At 30.6% G+C, this 20468-nt stretch carries 21 protein-coding genes; all 21 read right to left on the reverse strand.

Annotated elements, in window-relative coordinates; translation table 11 throughout:
- Positions 1 to 18 precede the first annotated feature (18 nt).
- Positions 19 to 1086: a competence type IV pilus assembly protein ComGB gene (gene comGB, locus KA867_RS06175; protein WP_348634800.1), complete on the reverse strand. Its 1068-nt coding sequence runs from the start codon at positions 1084 to 1086 to the stop codon at positions 19 to 21.
- Positions 1058 to 2032, reverse strand: a complete 975-nt coding sequence (gene comGA, locus KA867_RS06180; protein ID WP_210137391.1) for a competence type IV pilus ATPase ComGA — start codon at positions 2030 to 2032, stop codon at positions 1058 to 1060. The genes comGB and comGA overlap by 29 nt, the downstream gene beginning before the upstream one ends.
- 59 nt (positions 2033 to 2091) lie before the next feature.
- Entirely contained in the window at positions 2092 to 2715 is a 624-nt protein-coding gene (locus KA867_RS06185; RefSeq protein WP_210137392.1) for an MBL fold metallo-hydrolase, read from the reverse strand.
- A gap of 2 nt (positions 2716 to 2717) precedes the next feature.
- Positions 2718 to 3041, reverse strand: coding sequence for an MTH1187 family thiamine-binding protein (locus KA867_RS06190; protein ID WP_019469349.1), 324 nt, complete (start codon positions 3039 to 3041; stop codon positions 2718 to 2720).
- A complete protein-coding gene (locus KA867_RS06195) occupies positions 3041 to 4027 on the reverse strand; it encodes a glucokinase (protein WP_210137393.1) in 987 nt (328 codons plus the stop codon). Before KA867_RS06195 ends, KA867_RS06190 begins: the two co-directional genes overlap by 1 nt.
- Positions 4028 to 4332: 305 nt before the next feature.
- A complete protein-coding gene (locus tag KA867_RS06200) occupies positions 4333 to 4539 on the reverse strand; it encodes a YqgQ family protein (RefSeq protein ID WP_245355920.1) in 207 nt (68 codons plus the stop codon).
- Complete coding sequence (locus KA867_RS06205) at positions 4523 to 5974, reverse strand: rhomboid family intramembrane serine protease (RefSeq protein ID WP_210137394.1); 1452 nt, start codon at positions 5972 to 5974, stop codon at positions 4523 to 4525. Before KA867_RS06205 ends, KA867_RS06200 begins: the two co-directional genes overlap by 17 nt.
- An 11-nt stretch (positions 5975 to 5985) precedes the next feature.
- Positions 5986 to 6528 (reverse strand): 5-formyltetrahydrofolate cyclo-ligase, encoded by a 543-nt coding sequence (locus KA867_RS06210; protein WP_210137395.1) that lies wholly within the window; start codon positions 6526 to 6528, stop codon positions 5986 to 5988.
- A gap of 134 nt (positions 6529 to 6662) precedes the next feature.
- Positions 6663 to 6812, reverse strand: a complete 150-nt coding sequence (gene rpmG, locus KA867_RS06215) for a 50S ribosomal protein L33 (protein ID WP_019469354.1) — start codon at positions 6810 to 6812, stop codon at positions 6663 to 6665.
- A 130-nt stretch (positions 6813 to 6942) separates the two neighbouring features.
- Complete coding sequence (locus KA867_RS06220; protein WP_210137396.1) at positions 6943 to 8994, reverse strand: peptidoglycan D,D-transpeptidase FtsI family protein; 2052 nt, start codon at positions 8992 to 8994, stop codon at positions 6943 to 6945.
- Between the two features lie 120 nt (positions 8995 to 9114).
- Positions 9115 to 9714 (reverse strand): superoxide dismutase, encoded by a 600-nt coding sequence (locus tag KA867_RS06225; protein ID WP_210137397.1) that lies wholly within the window; start codon positions 9712 to 9714, stop codon positions 9115 to 9117.
- Between the two features lie 279 nt (positions 9715 to 9993).
- Positions 9994 to 10407 carry a Fur family transcriptional regulator gene (locus KA867_RS06230; RefSeq protein WP_210137398.1) on the reverse strand — a complete coding sequence of 138 codons (414 nt, stop codon included), beginning with the start codon at positions 10405 to 10407 and terminating at the stop codon, positions 9994 to 9996.
- Positions 10385 to 11257 (reverse strand): metal ABC transporter permease, encoded by an 873-nt coding sequence (locus KA867_RS06235; protein ID WP_210137399.1) that lies wholly within the window; start codon positions 11255 to 11257, stop codon positions 10385 to 10387. Before KA867_RS06235 ends, KA867_RS06230 begins: the two co-directional genes overlap by 23 nt.
- Positions 11254 to 12027 carry a metal ABC transporter ATP-binding protein gene (locus KA867_RS06240; protein ID WP_210137400.1) on the reverse strand — a complete coding sequence of 258 codons (774 nt, stop codon included), beginning with the start codon at positions 12025 to 12027 and terminating at the stop codon, positions 11254 to 11256. The genes KA867_RS06235 and KA867_RS06240 overlap by 4 nt, the downstream gene beginning before the upstream one ends.
- A gap of 175 nt (positions 12028 to 12202) precedes the next feature.
- On the reverse strand, positions 12203 to 13093 hold the full coding sequence (locus KA867_RS06245; RefSeq protein ID WP_210137401.1) for a deoxyribonuclease IV: 891 nt from the start codon (positions 13091 to 13093) through the stop codon (positions 12203 to 12205).
- Positions 13094 to 13109: 16 nt separating this feature from the next.
- Positions 13110 to 14444, reverse strand: a complete 1335-nt coding sequence (locus KA867_RS06250; protein ID WP_210137402.1) for a DEAD/DEAH box helicase — start codon at positions 14442 to 14444, stop codon at positions 13110 to 13112.
- A gap of 262 nt (positions 14445 to 14706) precedes the next feature.
- Complete coding sequence (locus KA867_RS06255) at positions 14707 to 15810, reverse strand: Nif3-like dinuclear metal center hexameric protein (protein WP_210137403.1); 1104 nt, start codon at positions 15808 to 15810, stop codon at positions 14707 to 14709.
- A complete protein-coding gene (locus KA867_RS06260) occupies positions 15811 to 16491 on the reverse strand; it encodes a tRNA (adenine(22)-N(1))-methyltransferase (protein ID WP_210137404.1) in 681 nt (226 codons plus the stop codon). It lies immediately after the preceding gene.
- Between the two features lie 66 nt (positions 16492 to 16557).
- A complete protein-coding gene (rpoD, locus tag KA867_RS06265; protein ID WP_210137405.1) occupies positions 16558 to 17664 on the reverse strand; it encodes an RNA polymerase sigma factor RpoD in 1107 nt (368 codons plus the stop codon).
- Positions 17665 to 17802: 138 nt separating this feature from the next.
- Positions 17803 to 19587 carry a DNA primase gene (gene dnaG, locus KA867_RS06270; RefSeq protein WP_210137406.1) on the reverse strand — a complete coding sequence of 595 codons (1785 nt, stop codon included), beginning with the start codon at positions 19585 to 19587 and terminating at the stop codon, positions 17803 to 17805.
- A 46-nt stretch (positions 19588 to 19633) separates the two neighbouring features.
- Positions 19634 to 20455 (reverse strand): pyruvate, water dikinase regulatory protein, encoded by an 822-nt coding sequence (locus KA867_RS06275; RefSeq protein WP_019469366.1) that lies wholly within the window; start codon positions 20453 to 20455, stop codon positions 19634 to 19636.
- Positions 20456 to 20468: the final 13 nt, after the last annotated feature.

Here is a 20468-nt window from a genome sequence, read left to right on the forward strand (position 1 = left end):
AAAAACCTCCGAATGTTATTATTTAATCGTTTGCATTAGATCGAACATAGGTAACATTATGACTAAATATAAGGAAATGATCAGTATCCCTAGCATGATAAATATAGTTGGTTGTATAAATTTAATAATTAATTGTAAATACCGTTCAATTTTTGTAAATATGATTTCGCTATATAATTTTAATTCTATGTCTAGTTTTCCTGTCTTTTCGCCCTCCTCAATAAAATTAATCAACCCTTCTTCAAAACAAGAAATCTTTTTTAAAATCTCACTTAATTTATGTCCGCTTTGTGTACCTGTTGCTAATTTTCTAGCAAGATAGATTAAATATGTGTCGTTTTTTTGCTTAGAATATATATCAACGATTGATTGTAAGGTCACGCCGTTTTTGTAAAACAATGCAAATTCTGTAGAAAGTCTGTAAGTTTTATAAAATTTAAAAAAAGTACGTAAAATGGGGATTTTTAATATAATTCTGTACTTCAAGTTAATCGACAATTTTTTTGTGATTTTATAAAATAAATAAGAAAAAATTAAGGAGTTTAATGTAGTAATAAGTAGTGCTTTAGGTAGATATATTAATATAGAGGATAAGATTAATTGTGTTTTTGATATTTCAACATCAAAGCTATTATAAAGTGCTTGAAATTCAGGTATAATAGTATGATTTAAAATTATTAACATTCCGATAAAAATTGTAATTAATAGTAAAGGGTATTGCAGTGTTCTAAGTAGTTGTTGCTTTGCTTTGTAATTTCGAATCAAATAGTCTTGTGCATGTGGCAATGATAATGTGAGTTCACTAAATAACTCTGAAAAATATATTAGCATGACAATAATTTTAGGATATTTTAGAAGTAATAATATTTCATAACATTGTGCACCTTGATCTAGCCGTGTATTAATCAGAGAAATTAATTTGGGTGATTTTATTTTTATATGTTGTAATAAAAATTTAAATGATTCCGATAATGTGAAACCATGTTGGAGTAAATCATGTAATCTTTGAAGTAAGTCAATTTGATTTTTTTCGCTGATAAGCATAAACCGAGCTGTGTTAAAGATATCTATTGAGTGTTTCTTCACAAATTTCTCCTTCTTTTGCCATTTCTTGTAACTTGTAAGATAAATTTTTGAATGTGTTCGGGAGTGTAAGTTGATTTTCAAAATAAAAGGCTATATCTTCTCGGTTTAATTGTTCATAAATAAGCGAACGTTCGTCCTTTGAAGTGATTACTAATCTCTGATTAATAATACTTAATACCGTCTGTCGCAGTTCTTGAATAGTAATGCCCATTTCCAATAATCTACTCAATGCACCTTTACAATTATTTGAATGTATCGTTGAAAGTACTAAATGCCCACTTAAACTTGCATGAATTACTTGTTTAGCAATCATTGCATCCCTAATTTCACCAATGAGTATTATATCAGGATCACACCTCAAAATAGCCTTAAAAGAATTAGCGTAATTAATACCTGCTTTTTCGTTGATAGATACTTGTGTAATTCCCTCAACTAAACGTTCTACAGGATCTTCTACGGTAATGATATTAACATTTAAATGCTCCTTTGCGTGTACTATGAGCTGATACATTAATGTACTTTTTCCTGATCCCGTCGGACCACTAAATAGTATTAACCCTTGTTTTTTATGAACTAGTTTAAATAATTGATTAATACTAAGTGCTTTTGCAGAATTTTGAAAGTATTGAGGTATAATTCTCACTACACAACTTTCAAATCCAAGAGATAAAGGTAAAGTTGAAACTCTTAAATAGTATAATTGTTTGAGTTTGTAAGCATATCTTCCACTTTGCGCAGTGCTATGTGTTGAGACATCTAAGCCAGCTTGATATTTCATATATGTGAGCAATTTTCTATAAATATGAACTTCTATTGTTTCAATAGTATTTAAATATTCTTTTTTTCTAAATTTAATGTGTACTTTATTTTGGTCAGGGATAAAATGTACATCTGATACATTTTCATTAATGGCTTTATCAATAATATTTTTAAAGAGTAACTTCAAAAAAACACCTCCTACAATAATACACGTAGGAGGTGTTAATATTACTTTCTGAAATTAAATTAACCATGCAAGTATGGATTAAGTTGTTCATCTTCTATCGTTGTATATGGCCCATGCCCTGGGAATAAAGGTAAGTCATCATCTAGCTTGAATAATTTATCTAATATCGAGTCAACTAATGTTTCATAATCACCTTTATATAAATCAGTTCTTCCTATGCCTTGTTTAAATAAAGTATCACCAACTACTGCAAAATCGTCAAATATAAAAGATAAACTACCAGGCGAATGACCAGGCGTATGAAGTACTTTGAATTTAAAGCCTTCAATTTCCATAGAACCTTCATCAATCTTTTGTGGTGATACGTGACTTGTGACAGGTGCTAATCCATATTCCTTAAATTTCTGTGAACCATTTTTTTCGGTATTAGTTAAAAAATCAAACTCACTGTAATGCATATAAACAGGCACATTATATTTATCAATTATTTGATCTAAAGCGCCAATATGGTCGAAATGAGCGTGTGTTAACAATACTGCAATGACAGGTTTATTAATTTGGTTTAATTTTTTAATAATTAATTCATAATCAGCCGCTGGATCAACTATAATGACATGCTTATCATTTTCAATAAAATAAGTATTCGTCTTTACTAAGCCCAATGCTAAACTAGAAATTTGCATTGTTAGCGACCTCCATTATCTAAATGATTTTGAACTGATTTTAGTTTATCATTCATTTTTCGAGATTTATCTCTTCTATCGTCAATTCTAATATTCGTACAAACTCTATCAATACCTTTATCAAAAGGTAATTCATGAATGGCTTGGACGACTTCAAATAAATCTTTTAAATCTCCTTCAATTAAGGTATTCATTGGTGTTAATTGATAGTCAATTTTACCTTGTGCTTTGAATTCTTTTAATTTCGTTTGTATCTCAGCAATATATTTACTAACACTTGGCCCTTCTGTACCCACAGGTATAACTACTACATCTACTATAGCCATTATTTCACACCTTCCTTTTCAATTATATAAGTATAAATTAAGCCAGCTGCACCAGTGATGCCCGCATCATTACCTAATTTAGCTTGAACAATTTCTGTTCCTTGTTGTGCTGGTGTAAAAGTTAGATTATGATACTCTGTTTTTATATTTTCAATTAAAATTAAACCAGCTGTAGACATTCCTCCGCCTAAAACAATATATTTAGGGTTACTTGTTACGCTGATAATACTGCACAAATATGCAATATAATTAGCTACACGCTCGGTAATAAAGATACAGAATTGATCTCCAGCTTTTGCCGCATCAAATACTGCTTTTGCGGTAACTTGATTATCTTTAATTAATTGAAGTATCGAGGATTTAAACGTTAATTTAGGGTAATAAAAATTCACTAAATTAACAACACCTGTCGCGGAAGCAACGGTTTCAATACAACCTGATTTACCACAATTACATTTAAAGCGTTGATCATGATCAACTCTAAAATGACCAATTTCAGCACCAGAACCATTATGACCGTGCACTATTTCTCCGTTAGAAATAATACCGCCGCCTAGACCAGTACCTAATGTGATCGCAACTACATCGTCTGCACCATGTCCTGCACCTTTGTGTTTTTCACCTAATGCTGCAACATTAGCATCATTATCAACATAAACAGGACATTCTACAAATTGTTTGAAAATTTCTCTGACATTAACAGTTTCTTTCCAATATAAATTAACTGCACCATTAACTTCACCTGTTTCAAAATTCACTGGTCCTGGTACACCAATACCAACACCTAACACATCTGAAAAAACAAATTCAGAATTATCGACATGTTCAACGAAAGATTCATAAACATTTTTCAAAAGTGCATAACCTGTAACATCTGACGTATCAGTTTTTATAGACCATTTTTCAATTTGTTCTAATTGTTGGTCGAATATACCTAGCTTACAAGTTGTACCACCAATATCTGCTGCTAAGATAATTTTTTTCATGTATTTTATTCATCCTTCTCTTATTTTTTAAGGAATGCTAATTTAAATCTTGATTTCATCAACGGTCGATTTTAACGTTTTACATGTTAAAATAGTTGTCTTTTTCCTTAAAATATATTTTTTCTGTATAAAACATATATATCTATATTAATATGTTTCATTTCACAAATGCAATGATAACGAATATAAAGATATATTATATAATCAATAACAAAAAATGTTGCTGTTGATTGTTACTGTTTAAACTGCCAATATGGTATGTATTCATATTATAAAAACCACTTACTTTAATATGATTCTTTAAATTAGCGTTCATTTTTCCGTTGATTAATCACTAATTTGGATTTAATATAATCGTCTTTGGTAATTAAATTGTAATCATACAATGAATGTAGCTCTTGTTCCATCATATTATAAGTATCTTCCTTATCCTTAAAGTAAATGATAAAGCCAAATTTTTTTAAAAGCTGTTGCACATCATAGAATGTATTAATCTCATGAATCACTGTCATCGCTCAATTCTTTGTTTAAATTAATATAATCATGATTAGTTGGGTCTATTTTTAAAGCGGCTTTAATATGTTTTTTTGCTTTATCTTTGTTATCAATAGATCTATTTGCTACCGCTAGGTGGTAATTTAATAATGCAGAATCCGGAAAATTTCTTAAACCTCTTTCCCATGTTGCCATTCCCTCTGATTTTGAATCCGTTGTCGCATTAATTAATCCTTTTAGATAGTATGTTTCATCGTCGGCATAACTTTTATTTACCGTGTGTTGTACCATATCTTTAGCACTTTTATAATTACCTTGCTTCATTTCCTTTTCAATGATTGTATTATAAATATTATCTTCTTGAATCGTAAAGATGCGAATTTGAGCTGCAATAAATAAAACAATCATTAAAATTAGAAAAATCCAGAATTTATTTTGGTTAATTTTAAAATAATATCCTATGAGCGTTATTAGTAAACCACCAATAAAACCACCCACATGTGCTACTATATTTACATTTTGCATTAATAATGAAGCACCAATTAAGATGACTAGGACAATCAATAATTGTCCAATTAACTTTTGCTTAAATTGTTTACCTATATACATAAAAGCAAAAATGGCTCCAATTAAACCAAAAATAGCACCGCTTGCACCAACGGAAACAGTATCCGTATTAAAAGATAACGAAGCAAAATTACCAAATAAGCCAGAAACAAAATAAATAATTAAAAATCGCCAATGCCCAACAATAGCTTCCACTATTTTTCCAAAAATAAATAGACTTAACATATTCATTAATATATGTTCAAAATTATAATGTAAAAATATAGATGATATGAGTCTGTACCATTCTCCATGAACGACGTTAAAATGTACAAGACCTCCAATATCTAAAAGTTTCAAATCAGAAAAATGATTTAAAAATAGCACCATCAAAAGCCAGATAATAATATTAATTACAATTAATGAATATGTAACTGGTGCAAATTTAAGCATATGTTTTTCAATAGGATTATTATTTAATGCTCTTTGCTTATAAAATCCTTTTGTATGCTTCGTACTGCGGTTAAACATAAATTTCACTAAAAAATTGGGCATTATTTTATCCATATGTTCAACTTGTCGAATAATTTTCACTTTGAATTTTACTGTTTTTAGCTCGTCTAAATTTTCATTTGTAAATGTTTTATCAGTGTAAATATATAAATTATAATTTTTCGGTTTGAAACCTAAAAATGTAATAATATCTTCTTCATGGTCTTGAATTCTACTTTTATCAAATCTAACTTCTTGTGTAGAATTAGCACCAAATTTAAATATTGCAACAGATTGCTTTCTTTTATTTGCAAGCCAAATTTCAGAATCATCTTGATTACGATGTACAACTTGATAGTTTAAATATTTTACCCAAGTATAAATTGACTTCCAAAAGTGCTTTTCAGTTATCATTTTTTCCTCCATTAATGCGTAGTCGCTATAATTAATTTTTGCACGGGTTGATCATGTGCTTCTATTTCAAAATCATTTATTTGGAAGTCATAAATTAAGCTTATCGTTGGCTGTTGATGCTGTGATAAAAATTTATCAAAATAGCCCCCACCATAACCGATTCTATAACCTTTGTTATTGAATACTACACCAGGTACTATTAACAGGTCTAAATCATTCGTTATTTCAGTATTACTTGTAACATAATTAATACCTTTATCGTCAAGTGCAAGATTCGATAGATCATCTAAACCTTTAAATGACATTGCTTTAGTTTTATAATCAGTTTCTGGTACATATACACTTTTATCATCATTTAGCATTTTTGAAATGATTGGATAAGTATCGACTTCATGTGCCATTGACAGCACAATACCAATACGTTTTGCCGACTTATATTCAGATGAATTCAATAATTGTTGTGTTAAGTATTGGTCAGCAGATAATTTTTGATCTTGTTCGGAAAATTGTTTCATTATTTTTATTATATCTTTTCTTAATGAACGTTTACTCATATATGACACCTTCCCATTTTATATCCTCTTTTATTATAACGATAAAAATATGTTATGTCATCATACTGCTATTTCAATATATTTTTGAAAAAAAATAACCAGATTCAAATTTTAGAATCTGGTTAAAATTTTTATTATTTTGTTTCACGGTGCAAAGTATGTTTGTTATCACGAGCACAGTGTTTTTTCATTTCGATACGTTCAGGATTAGTACGTTTATTTTTTGTTGTAATATAGTTTCTTTCTCCACATTCTGTGCAAGCTAGTGTTACGTTTACGCGCATGCTAATTCCTCCTTACCTTTTCAAAATACGACTTATTTATCATACCATTTAGTTATAAAATTGAAAAGTATTATTTTTCAAGATAGACCATACCCATAGGTTTTAAACATAAAAATAGGTTGTTTATGGTTTACTTTTTATCCTTTTCCTTAAAAGAATAATTAATTATATCGCGACCTAAGTCACCACCATTAAGCCAAGGTTCTGGAACAGGTTGATTAGTATATACAATTGAAAATGCTAATTTTGGATTTTCTATTGGAGCATAACCTACATATGTTGAATTTACTTTTGGCTCACCATCCTGGAATACTTCTGCTGTACCAGTTTTACCAGCTGAAGGGACAACAGTATCATTGAAACTTTGATAGCCTGTACCTTCTTTTTCATTAAATGCCATTTTAAAACCTTCTTGTACTTGCTTAACTTGGTCTGATGTATTGTTAACTTTATTTAATACATCGCCTTTTACTTTCTGTTTAACTGGACCTAATGAATCTTTATTTGTTGCTTTTCTAATTTCTAAACCAATATGTGGTTGAATTCTATAACCATCATTTGCGATTGTAGAAGCATATTGTGATAACTGCAATGGTGAATAAGTATCATATTGTCCAATTGCTAAATCTAAATAATTTCCTGGATTATCTGTTAATGGTTCTATTTGACCGCCAGTTTCATTTGGTAAATCGATACCTGTTTTAACACCTAAACCAACTTGATTTAGCCCTTTTCGTAATTTTTGACCTGCTTCTGAAATATCAGTAGGCAATGTCATATTTGGTGTGTATGGTGAACCAGCAATTTTTAATGCTGTTTTAAACATGTATACGTTTGATGAATGCATTAAAGCTTCTTTATCATCAATCGTTACTTTACCATCTTGGTTGAAGTATGAACGTTTAGAGAGTCCACCTGCAAATTTTAATGGTTCATCAACCATTTTCTCACCAACATTAATGGCACCATTTTGGTAACCTGCTAATAATGTTCCGCCTTTAACAGACGACCCAACTGCGTATTGTGACGTGAACGTTCCGATATCATAATCGGTTAAATCACCATTTTTATCAATTTGTTTACCTGCCATTGCTAAAACATCACCATTATTAGGATTTTGGACAACTACTAAAGCATTGTCCATATCTTTAGCACCTTCACTACGTAATTTACTTATTTGTTTTTCCAAATACGCTTCTGTTTTCTTTTGTAAATCAATATCAATACTTAACACAAGATCGTCTCCACGTGATCCTTCATGAATTACTTGTGAATCAATGACTTCTCCTGATTTATCTGTTGTGTATTTCATTTCTTTCTTTTTGCCCTTGAGAATATTATCGTATTGATATTCTAAATAAGATTTTCCTACACGATCATTTCTTGAATATCCTTTTGATAAATATTGTTCTGTTAATTCTTTTGGAATACCTTCTTGTGTTGTAGAGACGTCACCAAAAATACCGCGTAATGTATCATCATATGGATACTTTCGATCCCAATCCATCGTAGTATTCACACCTGGTAAATCAGAAAGTTTTTGTGACACTGCAGCATATTCTTCATCTGTAACATCTTCGTTTTTAATCATTTGAGGATCTAATGCAGAACCAGACATCATTTCTCTAAATATTGCTAAAACTTGTAAATCTTTATCAGAAAATGAATCAAATTGCTTCTTTCCAATTTTTTTATGTAATGTTTCATCATATTGTTCTTGAGTAATACTTCCATCATCTAATAATGATTGCTCTTTTTTCATTAATTCATCAGCTTTATTAGGATGTTTTAAAATCCAAAAGTCTTGTTTATCTCGATCTGTAATTTTATCAGTATCCATTTTTATAAGTTTTGACAAATCATTAGCTATTTTTAAAACCTCTGATTGCGATGTTTTTCTTCCACGAGAAAAGGTAATGGCTTTTTTAGATGCATTATCTACTAGGACTTTACCATTTCTATCGAGAATTCTCCCTCTTGGAACAGCTTCATTAACAGTTAAATTTTCACTGTTTTTAATTAATTGCTTATAATGAGAGCCCTGCGCAATTTGCAAATAACCTAATCGTAAAACAATAATCGCAAAAATAAATACAATTAGTCCAAACACAAAGCTTATTCTTTTGTTCATCGTATTTCTTATTTTCTCATCGTTTGATTTTTCCTTTAATCTTTTTAGCAAAACAACATACCTCTATTCAAAAGTGATCACTTTAAATGATATATGAAATTGACACAGATTTCTATTATTTTAAATAAAAAAATGACGACCTGTGTAAGGCCGTCAAAAATAGAAGCTTAATTATTTAGCAGCGTTATATAATTCATCAACTTTTTCCCAATTTACAACGTTCCAGAAAGCACTAATATATTCTGGACGTTTATTTTGGTATTTAAGATAATAAGCATGTTCCCAAACGTCTAAGCCTAGGATTGGAGTTTTACCTTCTGTAAGTGGGTTATCTTGGTTTGGAGTTGTAACAATTTCTAAATTACCATTATTAACAACTAGCCAAGCCCATCCTGAACCAAAACGAGCTGCAGCTTTATCTGCAAATTCTTCTTTAAATGCATCTAAAGAACCCCATTGTTCTTTAATTTTATCAACTACAGTTCCTTTTTCTTCAGAGTTTGGAGTTAATAATTCCCAGAATAATGAATGGTTTAAGTGTCCGCCACCATTATTTCTAACAGCTGTTTGAATATCTTCTGGTACACTGTCTAAATTTGCAATAATTTCTTCAATTGATTTAGACTCTAAATCAGTACCTTCAATTGCTGCATTTAATTTAGTAACATAAGTGTTATGATGTTTGTCGTGATGGATTTCCATTGTTTGTTGATCAATATTTGGTTCTAATGCGTCAGAACCATAAGGTAAGTTTGGTAATTCAAAAGCCATAAATAATCATCCTCCTAATTAATCTGTAAATAAAGCATAACAACTAAAAATGATTACAACAATGAATATGCTTACAAACTTATTCAAAAGTCATAAAATTATATTTGTTATCTTTAGTTCCTTTATTATTATATCTCAAATTCGTGGATTTTAAACATAATAGACAAAGTATTTTAAAAATTCAATATAATTCAGACTAATGACCTATGTTTAGAAGGAAACTTTTTTGTAATAAGCATCGATTGGTGCTATTTTACATTTAGAGCGACGCTGGAAATTTTAAGCATGTTGACAAGCTTCACATACTCCATAAACTTCTAATTTGTGGGTGTGGATTGCAACTTTGGGTAAAAATGCTTTTATCTGTTCAATTGGACAAAAATCAATTATTTTTGTATCACCACAGGATTCACAAATAAAATGATGGTGATGGTGATCTGTACATGCAATTCTAAATTTCATTTCACCATCGAGTTCTGTGCCCTCAATGATACCTAAATCTTTAAATAAATGTAAGTTTCGATATATCGTGTCAAATGAAATACCTGGATAATCTTTATCTAATTTTTGCTGTATATGTTTTGCGTTAATATACTTATCTTCTTCTATAAAAACATTTACCATATCTCTTCTTTTATTTGTATATTTGTGTCCTTCTGCTTTTAGAATATTAATTGCTTCGTCTATTTTCATTATTAATAGCCCCTTTCACAGTTTTTAATTTGAACTTTTGATATGACATCATTATTGCTAATAAAAGAACAAGTAATACGACGATCACGCCACCAGGTGAAATATTCATATAAAATGCTAATACTAGCCCTGCTATAACTGAAAATTCTCCAATTAATACACTCAACATAATAAGTTGTTTGAAACCTTTCGTCATGCGCATTGCAATAGCTATCGGCAATGTAATTAATGCACTTACTAATAATATACCTACTACTCTCATAGATGCTGATATGACCATCGCGACTATAATGATAAATAAAAACTGTATCCATTTCGGAATACCTATAACTTTACTATATTCTTCATCGAATGATAGTATGAATAACTCTTTGTAAAATAATAATATAAATGCTAATACGATGATAACGATTGCGATAATGGTTGATAAATCGCTGATAGTTACAGCACTAATAGAACCAAATAATAAACCAACAATTTCTTGATTAAAACCATCTGCTAATGAAATAAAAATAGCACTTAATGCTATGCCTGCACTCATTATAATTGGAATAGCGATTTCTTGGTAATTACTATACGACGTCCTAAGCTTTTCGATTAATAATGCACCAATGACTGCGAATAATATGCCGAACCACATCGGATTAATAAATGTAAGTGCAGGTGCAATCGTCACGAAAAACATACCAAAAGAAATACCACCAAGTGTAACGTGACTTAATGCATCTGCAATTAAAGATAGCCTTCGAACAACTATAAATGCACCGATTAATGGGGCAATAAAGCCAATCAAAATACCACTTATCAGAGAGTATCTCATAAAATCAAAATTTAATAATGCCTCAATCATGATGAACAACACTCCCTATTATGTTGATGGTCTACAAACTGAATAGGATGACCGTATATTTTAGATATTTCCACTTCATCTAACGACTTAAAATCCTCTGTTGTGCCATGAAAATGTAAATGCTTGTTTAAACATGCTACTTCCGTAGCGGTATCTGCTACAACACCTATATCATGGGTAACTAAAATGATTGTTACTCCTTCATTTTTTAAAGTCTCTAATGTTTCATAAAATTCACTAACGTGTTTTGCATCTATACCGTTCGTCGGTTCATCTAGTATAAGTACTGAGGGATTACTAATCAAAGCTCGCGCTATTAAAACACGTTGTTGTTGCCCACCCGATAATTCTGCAATATTTTTGTTAATTAAATGACCTATATTCAAACGATTTAATACGGCCACCACTTTATGTTCATCAATTTTATTAAACCATTGAAATAACTTTTTACGTTTTGTAAGCCCACTCATAACAACTTCTTTTACACTTGCAGGAAAGCCCGCTTTAAATGCTTGAGCTTTTTGTGAAACATAACTAATTTTATATAAAGATTGCTTTCCATTATATGCTTTGCCATCTACAAATATTTTTCCTTTTTGCAAAGGTAATAGTCCTAAAATGATTTTTAGCAAAGTTGATTTGCCAGCACCATTTGGTCCAACTATAGCCAAAAATTGACCTTTATTAATTTTAATATTTATGTTTTCTAATACTTTTTTGTTTTCAAAATAATAATCAATATTTTTTAATTCGAACACTGGAGTAGTCATCTTTTCACCTCGTTCTATACTATACAACTTGTTAACAATTATGTAAATAGTAATGTTTACGAATTAACAAAAAGGATGAAATAGAGCCCAATTATAAATTGAGTTAACTATTCCATCCTTCAAAACATTATTTTATTCAGTGCTTTTTTTGGTTCTAATTCAGTCTTTGTAAGTGTTATTGCATTAAAATTTTATCCTTTAACTCAGAATCAAATTGCTGTTGTTTAAGCATTTCAATTTCAAATTTATACGGTGGTTTTTTATTCTTTTTATCTTCTCCTACATATGGTGTTTCAAGTATTTTGGGAATATCTTTGAACGTATCATGATGAACGATATAATTTAAAGCATCAAAACCGATATAACCAAAGCCTATATTTTCGTGTCTATCTTTATGTGCACCAATATCATTTTTACTATCATTTACATGAACAACCTTTATTCTATCGATACCTATAATCTTATCAAATTCATTTAATACACCATCGAAATCTTCTTTTACATTATAGCCTGCATCATGCGTATGACAAGTATCGAAACACACGGATAAACGTTCATTATGCTTAACGCCATCTATAATTCGAGCGATTTCTTCAAAATCCCTTCCAATTTCTGAACCTTTACCAGCCATTGTTTCAAGTGCGATGCGTACATTATTATCATTTGTAAGTACTTCATTTAGTCCCTCTATGATCTTATTAATACCAGCATCTGCACCTTCTCCTACATGTGAACCTGGATGCAATACTATATCTTTAGCTCCTATTGCTTGAGTTCTTTCGATTTCACTTTGCAGAAATTCAACACCTAAATTAAACACATGAGGTTTGACAGTATTCGCAATATTTATAATATAAGGTGCATGCACGACAATATTTGAAAGCCCATAAGTTTGCATCAATTCTTGACCTTGATCAATATTTAATTCTTCTATAGGCTTTCTTCTTGTGTTTTGTGGTGCACCTGTATAAATCATGAAAGTAGATTCACCGAATTTATGTGCTTCTACAGCTGAACCTGCTAACATTTTCTTGCCATTCATAGATACATGAGATCCTAATAACATAGTAGTCACCAATCCTTTATTTATTTTTTCTGGCTTGACGATTTTGTTTCTTACTGAATTTTTTACGCTCTTGACGTTTTAAATGTTCTAGATCACGTTGGAATTTTTTCTTATAGCCAGGTTTTACTTTTTTCTTGTTTCTCTTCACTTTGTTTTTTAATTCGTTTGTTAAATGATCATCTTTATTCTTACGTGATTGTCGAGTATTGTGTGCCTTTATTGGTGTCAATTCATCGTTTTTTATATCAACATTCTCAAATTGATAACCTCGTTGTTCTATTAACGCGATGTTTTCTTCTTCCTCAGGGCTGTATAGGGTAATTGCAACACCTTTATATTGACCTCTACCAGTACGTCCAACACGATGCGTGAAGAAATCAATATCATTTGGTACATCAAAGTTAATGACATGACTGACGCCTTCAATATCTATCCCACGTGAAGCTAAATCACTTGCAATAACAAATTGAAATTCTAAATTACGAATACGTTTCATTTGTTGTTTACGTTCTCTAGGCGTTAAACCACCATGAATCATACCTAATTTTAACCCTGCAGCATTTAATTGGTCTGCAAGTTCGTTTGCATTATCACGACTATTACAAAATATAATACATAGGTATGGATTTAAAATATCAATAAGTTTTATCGTTTTTTCTATCTTTGCTTCTCCTTTTGTTGGAATTAAAAAGAATTCAATATTTTTGTTATTCTTTTGAACATTTTCAATTTCAACGTATTCAGGATTTTCTAAATATTTATTTAAAAATGGATGTAATGATTTAGGGATCGTAGCACTAAACACGGCTATACGAGATTGTTCATCTAAGCGTGTAGCAATATGGTCTACCTCTTCTATTAATCCTAAATCAATCATTAAATCAGCCTCATCCACAACTAAATAATAAGCTAAGTGCACATGTAAATCCCCATGTTTAGCTAGGTCATTTATCCGTGTTGGTGTACCTATAATAAGTTGTGGTTGGTTCTTCGCGCGTTGTCTATCTTTTTCAATATCAGTGCCACCAATGAAAAGTTTAACAGATAAGCCACCTTTATAATCAGCTAAATGGCTAGCAACATCAAATAACTGTTGTGCTAATTCTCTTGTTGGTGCAACAATAATTGCTTGTGGTTCTTTAACATCGACATTTATTAAATGTATCAATGGTAATAAAAAGGCGTGGGATTTACCAGTACCTGTTTGTGATTGTCCAATTAAGTTTACTTGTTTTAATATTTTTGGAATTACTCTATTTTGTACTTCTGTAGGTTGATTAAAGTTCAAATTTCGTACCGCGTCAATTAAACTAGGGTCTAAATTAAACTTATCAAATGGGTGATTTGCCATGATTTGGCCTCCTTAAATCTTCATCTTTTCTATTATAAAGCATTCACAAACGATTTTGAACTAATTATTTTTTCTTTAACCATTGATGATAAATATAGTTTGAAAGTAAGAGAGGCTGGGACATAAAGTGATGCCTCAGCCTAAAGTAAGTGGTAGTCGTTGACTGAAATAAAATTTTAAATCGTTATCTTTTCCAAATTGCAATTATTTTTAGTTGGAAGGAACAATGAAATTTTATTTCTTCTAGTTATATCAATAACAATTATAAATAATTAAATGGATCCGTGTTGAGTTTAGATGCCTTAATTTCAAAAGTAATATCATCTGATTTAATCCAATTATTTAATAAGTCACACAAACCATCTTTCATTACATATTCACTATAATGATTAATATCTAATAAGTTAATACCCGCAATTTTTGCATCTAAGGCATCATGATGTTTGATATCGCCAGTTATAAAAATGTCTGCGCCTTGTTGATCCGCTTGATACTCAAATCCTATTCCCGAACCACCTATAATCGCAACCTTTTTAATCGTTTGCTCTAAATTTCCAATAAATCTAACACTTGGCATTTCCAATTGTGTTTTGACATGCTTCACAAAAGTAGGTGCATCCATCTCAGATTCTAAATCTCCAATCATACCTAAACCATAATTTGCTTCTTTTTCCATTTCTATAAAATCAAAAACTGGTGTTTCATATGGATGGTTAATTTTAATTAGTTTTTCTGCTAAATTTCTTTGGTTCTCATCAATCATAAATTCTAATTTGAATTCATTAACTTCTTCGATTTCATCTAATGTACCAATATGTGGTTGAGCGTTACCAGTGGGTTTGAATTGCCCATTTCCTGAGCTTTCAAAGAAACAATATTTATAATTCCCCTCTTCAGCTAAACCTGCATCACTCAAAGCATCTTTAAATGATTTAAGATTTACTTCTGGAATAAACACTTGCACTTTATAGTATTTTAAAGTTTCTGGGTTCAAGATATGTTGATTATTCAATTGAAGTTTTTCTGCTAACATCGCATTAACACCTTTTGGATAAACATCTAGATTTGTATGCAATGCAATTAAATTCATATCATTTTTAATTAATTTTCGTAAAATAGCGCCATAACCATCTTGATGAATGATATTTTTAACACCTTTAAATATGAGTGGATGATGACAAATAATAGTGTTAAAATTTTGACTTATTGCTTCATCAATGACCTCATTGGTACAATCTAAAGCGGTTAAAACACCTGAAACTTCAGCAGATTCATCTCCGATTAACAAGCCAACATTATCCCATGATTCTGCAGTATTAAATGGTACATGTTGATTTATTATTTGAAGTAACGTTTTCACTTTCATTTACAACACCTCATTAATTAAATTGATTTCGTTGTTAATTTCATTTAATCGCTCACTATGTTTTTTAGAGTCCAAATGATTTTTGATTTTTTGCAATGCTTGCCGTTCTCTTTCCCACTTTTTGAAAAATAATTCATGTTTGTTTTTTAATAAAATCGGTCCAAACTTTAATTCCAATTCAGTAAGTGTTTGTGGCTGTTGTTCGCAAAAATCTGCTACGATTATTTCATAGATATGACCTTTTTCTTCTAAAATCACTTCTTCAATAATATTATAATGCATGGATTCTAACAAATTTCTAATTGCGCTAGATTGTATATTACTTTGTAAAATAAGCCTCGGATGTGCGGTTAATTTTTCTTGACCTTTTTCAAGGATTTTAGCTATTAGTGGCCCGCCCATACCACAAATTGTAATGGAATTAATTTGATCATCTGACTGTATTACCGATAATCCATCACCAAGTCTCACATCAACACGATTTACTAAACCATGTTCTACAACATTATTTTTCGAAGCTTCGAATGGACCTTTGATTACTTCTCCAGCAATTGCATTTTTGACTAAATTATTTTCAATCGCATAAATCGGAAGATATGCATGATCTGAACCAATATCTGCTAAGCAATCTCCTATTATAAATGTACTCACTTTTTTTAATCTTTGATTTAATATAACCATAAAAGCGCTCCTCTATGTAAATGTAAAAAGCTCTTTTGTACAACAAGGTACAAAAGAGCTGAAAAATTAGTCCATAAAGTCTTTAAGACGTTTACTTCTACTCGGATGTCTTAATTTTCTCAATGCTTTAGCTTCAATTTGACGAATACGTTCTCTCGTAACACCGAAGACTTTACCAACTTCTTCTAGCGTACGTGTTCTTCCGTCGTCAAGTCCAAAACGCAAGCGTAGTACATTTTCTTCTCTATCAGTCAATGTATCTAAGACATCTTCCAGTTGTTCTTTTAATAATTCATAAGCCGCATGATCAGATGGACTTTGAGCTTCTTGGTCTTCAATAAAATCACCTAAGTGACTATCGTCTTCTTCACCAATTGGTGTTTCTAATGAAACTGGCTCCTGAGCTATCTTTAATATTTCTCTTACTTTTTCAGGTGGTAAATCCATTTCTTCACCAATTTCTTCTGGAGCTGGATCACGACCTAAATCTTGTAATAATTGTCTTTGTACACGGATTAATTTATTGATTGTTTCAACCATATGCACTGGAATACGTATTGTACGAGCTTGGTCTGCAATTGCACGTGTAATTGCTTGACGTATCCACCAAGTTGCATATGTTGAAAATTTAAACCCTTTATTAAAATCGAACTTTTCAACTGCTTTAATTAAGCCCATATTACCTTCTTGAATTAAATCTAAGAAAAGCATGCCACGGCCAACATATCTTTTGGCTATACTGACTACTAAACGCAAGTTTGCTTCAGCTAATCTCGATTTAGCGACTTCGTCACCTTTTTCAATTCTTTTAGCTAATTCAATTTCTTCTTGCGCATTTAATAAATCGACACGTCCGATTTCTTTAAGATACATACGTACAGGGTCATTAATTTTAACACCTGGAGGAGCACTTAAATCATTAGGATTTAATTTAGCATCTTTGTCAGAACTATCTTTTTCATTTACCAAACTGATATCGTTATCTGTTAATTGATCAAATAGTTCATCCATTTGATCAGAATCCATTTCGAAGTTTTGCAATTTCTCTGCAATCTCTTCGTGGCTAAGATGCCCTTCTTTTTTACCTTTTTCAATTAAGTGTTTTTTTACATCTTCTAAAGTTAGAGATGGGTCAATTGTTTGCTTTTTAAGTGTAACTTTATTTCCAGACATGAAAAGGCCTCCCGAATATAATATCAACTTGAAACCGTGATATCATTTGATAGATAATCTTAATATTATCTACCCATAATTCATACGATTTATGCAAGTTGTTAAACCCAATAATATACAGATATATTCATTTTTTATTTAATTCATTCTATTTTTATTGAAGTCTACAATTTTTTCTAGGTAATATTTCTGCAACTCTAAATCACCTAATCTAGAAGCCTCCCGTAACTTATGATTAAGCGATTCAATCGTTTCTTCATTTCTATTTGTTAAAAGTGTGTTTAAATAATCATCGATTTCATGTTCATAGGGTTCTTCATTTATCATATAGTTATCCAATGATATAAATGCTTCTTTAATTTCATTTGAATCGATATATTGTAAAACATCACTAATATTAAACGTATCATTCTCAGAATAAAACTCATGTAAAACATTAAATATACGCTTAAAATACTGATTTGTAAAGTCTTCTGTTTGAAGTAATTTATGATAATTCAAGAAAATATCCTTATCATTCATAAAATGTTTTAATAAAGCACGCTCTGCCTTTTCTTGTTTATTTAAATTAGTGAATTGTGGCACACTAGGAAATTGATATGACTGTGGTTGATAATAATCATCACGTTGTCCTACTTCAATATTTAAACTGTCCATGCTTACTTTAAACAATTCTGACACGTCTTGCAATATTTTTTTACGTAAAATTGAGGACTTCATTAATGAAATATCATTCGTTATTTCTTTTAAATACCTTTCATATGCTAAATCATTATTTTCAATTTCTTCTTGATGCATATGCACTTTATAAAGAATGAATGCTTTTTTTTCATGTTCAACAAAATAATTAAACGCATCTGCACCGTGTTTTCCAATATACTCATCTGGATCCATGTTCTTCGGAAGTTGTACTACAAATACATTAAATCCTTGTTGTAACAATATTTGACCAGATTTTAATGTGGCCTCACTACCAGCAAAATCCCCGTCAAACATCAGCGTCACATTTGAAGTGAGTTTTTTCATAAATGCGATATGTTCTTGTGAAATTTGTGTTCCCATACTTGCTACAACTTGATGTAATCCTGCATAATCGGCTTTTATCACATCCATAAAACCTTCGAGTAGAATAATTTCATCATTTTTACGAATCGCTTTTCTGGCTTGATCTACGTTGTATAATAATCTTCTTTTTTGAAATATCGGTGTTTCAGGACTGTTAAGATATTTTGGCTCTTGATTTGTATATGTTCTTCCTGAATAACCAACAGTTCGTCCTTGTGCATTTGTTAATGGGAACATAATTCTATCTCTGAAACGATCATAGTAGCTAAAATTTTCTTCGTTTCTAGACAATAAACCCGCTTCATATGCAAGTTGAATATCATAACCTTTCTTCTGTAAAAAGTCATGACAGAAATTTGCATTTTTTGGCGAATAGCCTATTTTCCGACTATCTATCAGTTCATCAGTAAAACCACGCTCTTTTAAATAATTTAACGCCGCTTCACCTTCAACAGTTTTTTTTAAGGCGTAATGATAATAATCTTGCATTAATTCATGCATTTCAATCATTTGCAAATCTTCAGAGGCAATTTGATGATTAGGATGTTGCTCTGACGCTGTTTGAGGCGTTTCAACTTCAATATTTACACGTTCACCTAATAATTTCACTGCTTCAGTAAAAGAAACGTCTTTAATTTCTTGAGTAAATTGAAAGACGTTCCCTCCTTTTTTACAACCAAAGCAATGGCAAATTTGTTTGTCTTCAGAAACAGTAAACGATGGTGTTTTTTCATCATGAAAAGGACACAACCCAATGTAATTGCGTCCTCTTTTTTCTAATTTAACATATTCACTTACTAAATCGAGAATATCCGTTTTCTCTTTAATTTCATTAATTGTTGCTTGTTCAATTCGCAAAATTATCACCTATTAGACAGTAGTTATAATATTATAATAGAATTTCTTATTTTAAGAAACTATTTTGCTCAATGATACTAATAATATCATTTGCAGTTTCTTCAATTGCTTTATCAGTAACGTCTATCACAGGGCAGCCAATCTTTTCAACTAATTCATTGAAGTAATTTAATTCTTCTACAATACGTTGCTCTGTAGCATATCTTGCACTATCTCCTAAACCTAATTGTTTTAATCTTTCTTTTCTGATGCGGTTTAATTTGTCTTCACTTATCTTTAATGCAATGCATTTTGAAGTGTCAACATTAAATAAATTATCTGGTGGTGTTACTTCTGGCACAATTGGGATATTCATCACTTTATAACTTTTATGTGCAAGATATTGTGACAGAGGTGTTTTTGAAGTTCTAGATATGCCTAATAGAACGATGTCAGCTTTATCTAAACCTTTTGGATCTTTACCATCATCATATTTTACTGCAAATTCTATAGCGTCAATCTTTTTAAAATATGCTTCATCTAATTGATGCACAAGTCCTGGTTCAAAATAAGGTTGTTCATCAATTTTATCTAATAATATATTCATCAATGGCCCCATTATGTCTACAGATTTAATTTGAAATTCTTTTATTTTCGCTTCCATATACTTTCTTATTTCTGGTTTCACTAATGTATAAACAACTATCGCTTCAGTGTCTTTTGCAACTGAGATTACTTCATCTACATTTTCTAAAGCTTCAATATACGGATACCTACTAATTTCACTTTCACATTGATTTGGGTTAAATTGTGAAATGCAAGCTCTTGCTACAAGTTCAGCAGTTTCACCTACTGAGTCAGAAGCAACAATAATTTTAATGTTTTCCATTTAATACATACCA

This window comes from Staphylococcus sp. GDH8C109P (genome assembly GCF_017893405.1).
Classification (GTDB): domain Bacteria; phylum Bacillota; class Bacilli; order Staphylococcales; family Staphylococcaceae; genus Staphylococcus; species Staphylococcus cohnii.

Coding starts and splice junctions, on each gene's coding strand:
- KA867_RS06185 (WP_210137392.1), bottom strand. CDS start 2,715: ATGCAAATTTCTAGTTTAGCATTGGGCTTAGTAAAGACGAATACTTAT.
- KA867_RS06190 (WP_019469349.1), bottom strand. CDS start 3,041: ATGGCTATAGTAGATGTAGTAGTTATACCTGTGGGTACAGAAGGGCCA.
- KA867_RS06195 (WP_210137393.1), bottom strand. CDS start 4,027: ATGAAAAAAATTATCTTAGCAGCAGATATTGGTGGTACAACTTGTAAG.
- KA867_RS06200 (WP_245355920.1), bottom strand. CDS start 4,539: ATGACAGTGATTCATGAGATTAATACATTCTATGATGTGCAACAGCTT.
- KA867_RS06205 (WP_210137394.1), bottom strand. CDS start 5,974: ATGATAACTGAAAAGCACTTTTGGAAGTCAATTTATACTTGGGTAAAA.
- KA867_RS06210 (WP_210137395.1), bottom strand. CDS start 6,528: ATGAGTAAACGTTCATTAAGAAAAGATATAATAAAAATAATGAAACAA.
- rpmG (WP_019469354.1), bottom strand. CDS start 6,812: ATGCGCGTAAACGTAACACTAGCTTGCACAGAATGTGGAGAAAGAAAC.
- KA867_RS06225 (WP_210137397.1), bottom strand. CDS start 9,714: ATGGCTTTTGAATTACCAAACTTACCTTATGGTTCTGACGCATTAGAA.
- KA867_RS06230 (WP_210137398.1), bottom strand. CDS start 10,407: ATGAAAATAGACGAAGCAATTAATATTCTAAAAGCAGAAGGACACAAA.
- KA867_RS06235 (WP_210137399.1), bottom strand. CDS start 11,257: ATGATTGAGGCATTATTAAATTTTGATTTTATGAGATACTCTCTGATA.
- KA867_RS06240 (WP_210137400.1), bottom strand. CDS start 12,027: ATGACTACTCCAGTGTTCGAATTAAAAAATATTGATTATTATTTTGAA.
- KA867_RS06245 (WP_210137401.1), bottom strand. CDS start 13,093: ATGTTATTAGGATCTCATGTATCTATGAATGGCAAGAAAATGTTAGCA.
- KA867_RS06250 (WP_210137402.1), bottom strand. CDS start 14,444: ATGGCAAATCACCCATTTGATAAGTTTAATTTAGACCCTAGTTTAATT.
- KA867_RS06255 (WP_210137403.1), bottom strand. CDS start 15,810: ATGAAAGTGAAAACGTTACTTCAAATAATAAATCAACATGTACCATTT.
- KA867_RS06260 (WP_210137404.1), bottom strand. CDS start 16,491: ATGGTTATATTAAATCAAAGATTAAAAAAAGTGAGTACATTTATAATA.
- rpoD (WP_210137405.1), bottom strand. CDS start 17,664: ATGTCTGGAAATAAAGTTACACTTAAAAAGCAAACAATTGACCCATCT.
- KA867_RS06275 (WP_019469366.1), bottom strand. CDS start 20,455: ATGGAAAACATTAAAATTATTGTTGCTTCTGACTCAGTAGGTGAAACT.